5 protein-coding genes and 3 pseudogenes are annotated in these 6,964 nt (G+C 25.5%); 6 read left to right on the top strand and 2 right to left on the bottom strand.

Translation table 11 applies throughout. The features are described 5' to 3' along the window. Window positions 1-241 precede the first annotated feature (241 nt). Window positions 242-440, top strand: a pseudogene (locus tag BB_RS05115) (TM2 domain-containing protein); the annotation flags it as partial. Here BB_RS05115 and BB_RS05110 read toward each other — a convergent pair. After that, window positions 410-964: a P52 family lipoprotein gene (locus BB_RS05110; RefSeq protein WP_010890323.1), complete on the bottom strand. Its 555-nt coding sequence runs from the start codon at window positions 962-964 to the stop codon at window positions 410-412. The pseudogene BB_RS05115 and the gene BB_RS05110 overlap by 31 nt on opposite strands. Before the next feature lie 323 nt (window positions 965-1,287). On the opposite strand from BB_RS05110, the pseudogene BB_RS08000 reads away from it, so the two are divergent. After that, window positions 1,288-1,461, top strand: a pseudogene (locus tag BB_RS08000) (helix-turn-helix domain-containing protein); the annotation flags it as partial. A gap of 57 nt (window positions 1,462-1,518) precedes the next feature. On the opposite strand, the pseudogene BB_RS05100 reads toward BB_RS08000, so the two are convergent. Beyond that, window positions 1,519-1,998 (bottom strand): annotated as a pseudogene (locus BB_RS05100) (chromosome replication/partitioning protein); the annotation flags it as partial. A gap of 236 nt (window positions 1,999-2,234) precedes the next feature. On the opposite strand from BB_RS05100, the gene BB_RS05095 reads away from it, so the two are divergent. The 4 genes from BB_RS05095 to BB_RS05080 all read left to right on the top strand — a co-directional run bounded on the left by BB_RS05095 (window position 2,235) and on the right by BB_RS05080 (window position 6,553). Further along, the gene (locus tag BB_RS05095) at window positions 2,235-3,101 is read left to right on the top strand and encodes a complement regulator-acquiring protein (protein ID WP_010890327.1); all 867 of its coding nucleotides are present in this window, start codon (window positions 2,235-2,237) and stop codon (window positions 3,099-3,101) included. 227 nt (window positions 3,102-3,328) lie between these two features. Next, window positions 3,329-4,165 (top strand): complement regulator-acquiring protein, encoded by an 837-nt coding sequence (locus tag BB_RS05090; RefSeq protein WP_010890326.1) that lies wholly within the window; start codon window positions 3,329-3,331, stop codon window positions 4,163-4,165. Window positions 4,166-4,392: 227 nt separating this feature from the next. Further along, window positions 4,393-5,229 (top strand): complement regulator-acquiring protein, encoded by an 837-nt coding sequence (locus BB_RS05085; RefSeq protein ID WP_010890324.1) that lies wholly within the window; start codon window positions 4,393-4,395, stop codon window positions 5,227-5,229. A 532-nt stretch (window positions 5,230-5,761) separates the two neighbouring features. Continuing rightward, complete coding sequence (locus tag BB_RS05080; protein ID WP_010890331.1) at window positions 5,762-6,553, top strand: lipoprotein P35; 792 nt, start codon at window positions 5,762-5,764, stop codon at window positions 6,551-6,553. The last annotated feature ends 411 nt before the right edge of the window (window positions 6,554-6,964 follow it).

Raw genomic sequence — 6,964 nt, 5'->3', positions numbered from 1 at the left:
GACAAATAAAACATTAAGTACAATAACCCAATATTTCAAAAAGGATGCACATTTTAATAAAAAACTAAAGCTGTTCAACTACAATTGTTGCACTTGAAATTTTTTATACTAAAATATAATACAAATAATTATATTAACAAATATCGATTTTTATAAAAAATAAGTAAAAGTAGTTTAGTTTACCTGAGTATTTAAATACTTTTAATTGAGGATGTTTTATTTTAAAAAGGAGTGTAAAACTATGTCAAAAACTGTTGACGGAGTATATTGCTATTCTTGTGGCAAGATTTAAAAAAGATGCTGAGATTTGTATTTCTTGCGGGGTCAGAAATAAACAAACCGAAAACTACAATAAACTTATAGTATTTTTACTATGCTTACTTTTTGGTTATTTAGGAGTTCACAGATTTTATGTAGGTAAAATAGGAACTGGTCTATTATAATCATACCTCTTCACTTTTAAATATTGTTGATAAGCAGTGGGTCTAGGCATATTACGATAATACTCAGGGCTCCCCTCTTCGCCAGAATACTTAATATCTGGAGAATATAACTCCTCTATACATGAATACAGCCAACGAACTATACGCATAAATTTATTATTGTTCTGCTCATTTTTTACCATAATAAACAACTTAATCAGGTCTTTAGATTGCTCAGACCCTAAATCTAGAAAGAATTTATTAAAATACTCCTCATTATAGTCACTCACTGGGAGTACTACACCACGATAATTAGGATCTTTTAAACTAATTAAAGTCTTTTTTATCTCAACCAATAAACGATGTTCAGACGCATATAATTTTAAACTAGAAAATATGCCTTCAGTAACAATCTCATCGGAACCCATATCACTACTTTCCGAATTCTCAAAAAAAGTTTGAACAGCTTGTTCCTGATTATCAGGCAAATAACAACCCAATAAAGCCAATGCTATTATACAAACGCCAACCAAAATCCTCATATATGCTCCTTACCTACCTTACTACAAAAATAATCTGTTGTAAATATACAAGTTTATCTAAGCACTATTTTATTAAACATTTAAAGTCCTACCAAGATAGATTTTTCTATAACAAGTAAACATATACCAATTTTACCTTTTCTCAAGAATTATTAAATACTAAAATATTAATTTTAGCTTTATTATTATCTGTACATAATATAGATGCGAAAGATTTTTATCTAAAAATAACAAAGAATACTCCACCTATAATTTCTATGAAATTTAGGTGGAGATGAATTTGTAACGCAAGTTAAAATATGATATTATAATTATAAAAAATAATGAATGCTAATAAAGCTTATAAGTGCAGAATATATCCCAACACCAATCAAAAAAAATATTTTTCAAAAGTATTTGGATGTATAAGATTTTTGTATAACAAAATGTTAAGTGATAAGAAAGATTATTATAAAAATAATAGACAAAATCTTATTACCTATTCTAGTAGACACAAAAAGCCTCTATGGGAAAATATATTGCTAATAAAAATACAAAAAGAAAAATTCTCCAACTTAATTCAATAATGCTTTAATGAACCCCCCTAAAATAAAAGATATTCTTTTAGTATCTTTTTTGCAAAAATCATAAACTTCTTTATCTTTAATTAAAATTTTAATAGACATATTTTGACTATCACCATCTTCTGCTATATTTTCTTCAATCATGTTTTCTTTATATACATATGACGAGTTGTTCTTTAGTATATTTTTATATGCAGCTACAAACCCCATTTCCTTAACTTTTTCAATAGAAATAAACCCTTCTAAAACTTTCTCATAAATTTTCAAATACATATACACTTGACTTCTGGCAATTACATAAGACTTTATAAACTGCTTAAAACTTTTAAAACAGTCATATTTATAAAGTTATTTTTGCTTAATTTCGTGTAGAATTTTCATTTCTTGAATTTTATTATTAATATCAGATTTCAAATTTAATTTTAATTGTTCTTTTAGTTCGTTATAATTTCTAAATTCCTCATCTTGATCCTTAGATTAAACCCATTAAATCCAAACAAATTGTTACACTTCATATTTTAAAAAGAGAAGAATTAACTTTTATTTTTAAAATTCATGCAATCTAAATCCACGCTAAAAACATCAATAGAAATTAAATTTTCAATATCAAATAATATTAAACTTATTTGATATTGATATTAAATTGTAATATTATATATTTGAACTAAAATTAATAAATATTAATTCAAATTTATAAGGAGAATATTTTGAAAAACTTTAAATTAAATATTATTAAACTTAACGTTATTACAGCAATATTAACTTCAATTTGCATATCATGTGCACCTTTTGGCAATGTTAACCCAAACGAACCAAAAAATCCTACCACTTCTAAAAGTCTAAAAAAAACAAAACGAAGCAACAATTCTAGAAATCTAAAAAACACAAGCAATCACACCAATTCAGAAAATTTAACAGGAAATTCAACAAAAAATCCATCAGAAAATAACCAAAATCTTGAAAATGAATCTCAAAATTCAAAATCTTCAAATCAAAATTCTCAAGAAGAAACCACAATCTCAAAATTAAAAAACATTGGTAAAGACCTGGAAGCTCAAAAAAAGAAAGAAGATACAGGAATAACTAAAATGTCTAAAATTGATAATGCTAAATATGATTTTCTAGAGACTTTTAAACTTAAACAAGATGATGTTTTTATGTTTCATGCTAAAATGAAATTAAAAAGAATAATTTACCCATCCCTAAATTACGATACAAAAAAAATATTGGTATTAAAAGAAATTCTTGAAAAACTTGATACAGAAGATAATAACCGAAGAATAGCTGGTCAATTTTTAGAAACATCAAGGGATATTCAACTTCATCTAGAAGACACGTATTTAAAAAAAATACAAGATACATTACAAACTCTAAGTGAAAAAGAAGCCGAAAAGTTGCTACAAGGTGTAAAACTTGATTTAAAGAAAAAACAAAACTTTGCTAAAAGTTTAAACGCAACCATTGACGCTTACAATAAAAATGTTGATAACATTAAAATAGATAATAAAGCGCTAGCAAAACACATAAAGGATAAATATTCCCATCCTCTTTATCTACTAAACCAAGCTGATTAATCTAAATAAAAAAATAATATGCTGCACTTTATATTTTAAAAAGAGAAGTTAATTCTTCTCTTTTTTTATTTGTACAATCTAAATCCACGCTAAAAACATGCAATAGAAATTAAATTTTCAATATCAAATAAGTTTAATATTACAATTTGATATTATTATCAAATTGTAATATTATAAATTTGAACTAAAATTAATAAATATTAATTCAAATTTATAAGGAGAATATTTTGAAAAACTTTAAATTAAATACTATTAAGCTTAACGTTATTACAGCAATATTAACTTTAATTTGCATATCATGTGCACCTTTTGGCAATGTTAATCCAAACAAGCTAAAAAATCCTATCACCTCTAAAAACCTAAAAAAACCAAAGCGAAGCAACCATTCTAGAAATCTAAAAAAAACAAACAGTCACACCAATTCAGAAAATTCAGCAGAAAATAACCAAAATCTTGAAAATGAATCTCAAAATTCAAAATCTTCAAATCAAAATCCTCAAGAAGAAACTGCAATCTCAAAATTAGAAAAAATTGGTAAGGACCTGGAAGCTCAAAAAAAGGAAAAAGATACACAAATAGAAAAAATTAGTAGTGATGCTCAATATGATTTTCTAGAGAATTTTAAACTTCACAACTATGATTATTTTATGCATAATACAAAAATGACATTAAAAAAAATAATTTACTCATCCCTAAATTACGAAAAAGAAAAAATATTGACATTAAAAGAAATTCTTGAAAAACTTGATACAGAAGATAATAACCGAAGAATAGCTGGTCAATTTTTAGAAACATCAAGGGATATTCAACTTCAACAAGAAGATTTGATTTTAAAAAAAATACAAGATACATTACAAACTCTAAGCAAAGAAAAAGCTGAAGAATTACTACAACACGCAGAACGCGATTTAAAGATAAAACAAAACTTTGTAAAAGCTTTAAACGCAACTATTGAGGCTTACAATAAAAATTCTGATAACATTAAAATAGATAATAAAGCGCTAGCAAACCACATGGAAAAAAAATACTCCCATCCTCTTTATCTACTAGATCAAGCTGATTAATTTAAACAAAAATTAATAAGTTACACTTAATATTTTTTAAAAGAGAAGTTAATTCTTCTCTTTTTTTATTCGTACAATCTAAATCCACGCTAAAAACATGCAATAGAAATTAAATTTTCAATATCAAATAAGTTTAATATTACAATTTGATAATAATATCAAATTGTAATATTATAAATTTGAACTAAAATTAATAAATATTAATTCAAATTTATAAGGAGAATATTTTGAAAAACTTTAAATTAAATACTATTAAGCTTAACGTTATTACAGCAATATTAACTTTAATTTGCATATCATGTGCACCTTTTGGCAATGTTAATCCAAACAAGCTAAAAAATCCTATCACCTCTAAAAACCTAAAAAAAACAAAGCGAAGCAACCATTCTAGAAATCTAAAAAAAACAAACAGTCACACCAATTCAGAAAATTCAGCAGAAAATAACCAAAATCTTGAAAATGAATCTCAAAATTCAAAATCTTCAAATCAAAATCCTCAAGAAGAAACTGCAATCTCAAAATTAGAAAAAATTGGTAAGGACCTGGAAGCTCAAAAAAAGGAAAAAGATACACAAATAGAAAAAATTAGTAGTGATGCTCAATATGATTTTCTAGAGAATTTTAAACTTCACAACTATGATTATTTTATGCATAATACAAAAATGACATTAAAAAAAATAATTTACTCATCCCTAAATTACGAAAAAGAAAAAATATTGACATTAAAAGAAATTCTTGAAAAACTTGATACAGAAGATAATAACCGAAGAATAGCTGGTCAATTTTTAGAAACATCAAGGGATATTCAACTTCAACAAGAAGATTTGATTTTAAAAAAAATACAAGATACATTACAAACTCTAAGCAAAGAAAAAGCTGAAGAATTACTACAACACGCAGAACGCGATTTAAAGATAAAACAAAACTTTGTAAAAGCTTTAAACGCAACTATTGAGGCTTACAATAAAAATTCTGATAACATTAAAACAGATGTTGAAGCGCTAGCAAACCACATGGAAAAAAAATACTCCCATCCTCTTTATCTACTAGATCAAGCTGATTAATTTAAACAAAAATTAATAAGTTACACTTAATATTTTTTAAAAGAGAAGTTAATTCTTCTCTTTTTTTATTCGTACAATCTAAATCCACGCTAAAAACATGCAATAGAAATTAAATTTTCAATATCAAATAATTTTAATATTATTTTAAGCTTAACGTTATTAATGAAAATAATTATGATGATTATAAAAAATTTATAAGAAAAGCTTCTATAAATTCTACAAAAACAGCAGAAAAATTGATTAAATTAATGTGATTATATAAAGATCGTACATAAATAAGGACTAGGGATAGACAAAAGAAAAATACTATTAGCAGAGGCCAATAACAAAAAATATAAAATGTCAAGCGATTTAAAAAAAAGAAAGAAATGCTCAGTTGCAAGATGTATTTCATTAATTATTTTTACCAATTCTTTTAGTTTTGATATAACCAGTATTTTATTAATCTTATTAATAAAATACTGGTTATTTAATTATTTTAACAATATAGTTATAATAAAGAAAGATTAAATCATATTCAAGGAGAGTATTTATGAAACACTATATAATTGTGCATATATTTGTTTTTCTATTTTTAAATGCTTGTTATCCAGTTGCATCTAATAAAATAGAATTAAAACCTAAAACAGAAACAAGCTTAAATCAAGAAGAAGTCCCAAATCAAGAAGCAAACTACAAAGAAGAAAAAGAAGCAAAAGAAGAAGGCATTAATAAAAAAACAGAAAACACGCTGCTTAATGATTTAAGAAATTTAATAGAAACAGCTAAAAAAGATAATGATAAATATACACAAAAGTTAAAAGAAGAATCCTCAAGCCAATACGGAATACTGGCTTTCAAAGATTTGTTCTGGCTAGATGGAACAAATGAACAATTGTCCGCAAATACCGAAAGATCTAAAGCCTATAGAAAACGAGCTTATAGCATCTTAAATACTATTAATGACGCTTCCTTAAAGAATTTTTCAGAAATTGTAATGGCATCAGGACAAACACAGGGCATATTTAATACCCTTAACTCACTTGGGGGTAATTTTGAAAAGATAGTTAATTGTTTGTATCCCAAAAAAGACAATTTGGAAAAATTAGAGACTTCAGTTTTAAAAAAGCTTAAAGATTCTTTGGAAAATTTTTTAGAGATAAAAAAAATCGCCTCAGAAATGATGCACAAGCTCTTATTAGACTATCAAAATAATACAAATCGTATACAAACAGATAAAAATGAACTTAAGTCTTATGCAGACACACTTTTCAATCAAATGACAAAAAAACCCGAAGAAGCACTAAAGCTAAAAAATACCATATGCTCAATAGAGGACCTTTAATTTATATATTGAAATTGTCATAATATAAAGACCTATCTTTTCCTAAAAGATAGGTCTAAAGTTGTTAAATACTATTTCTAAAAAAAAGATTATAAATAGCTTCTTTATTTATTCCGCGCTAGCTTTTCAGCTCTACAAGAACGGTCGCCCATCAGAGAATAATCACACAGGCTTTATTTCAGACAATTCTTGCCTTAGTTTTTATTTCTTTATAAGAATACGCCTTAGGATTTAGAGTTGCATTTATATCTCTATCATACAAAGTGATACAACCGCTACAAATCCACAATAGTGTCGCTTAATTTTAGAGTTATATTTTTAATATCTCATACTCAATATATGTACAGCCCAATATTAAAATCTTGCGAATTTATAAATAATCTAAAAACAGTATCTTCAAGACTTATAAAA

It is taken from the genome of Borreliella burgdorferi B31, assembly GCF_000008685.2.
In the GTDB taxonomy this organism is placed as follows: Bacteria; Spirochaetota; Spirochaetia; order Borreliales; family Borreliaceae; genus Borreliella; species Borreliella burgdorferi.
This window is presented reverse-complemented; position numbering and strand designations above follow the sequence as displayed.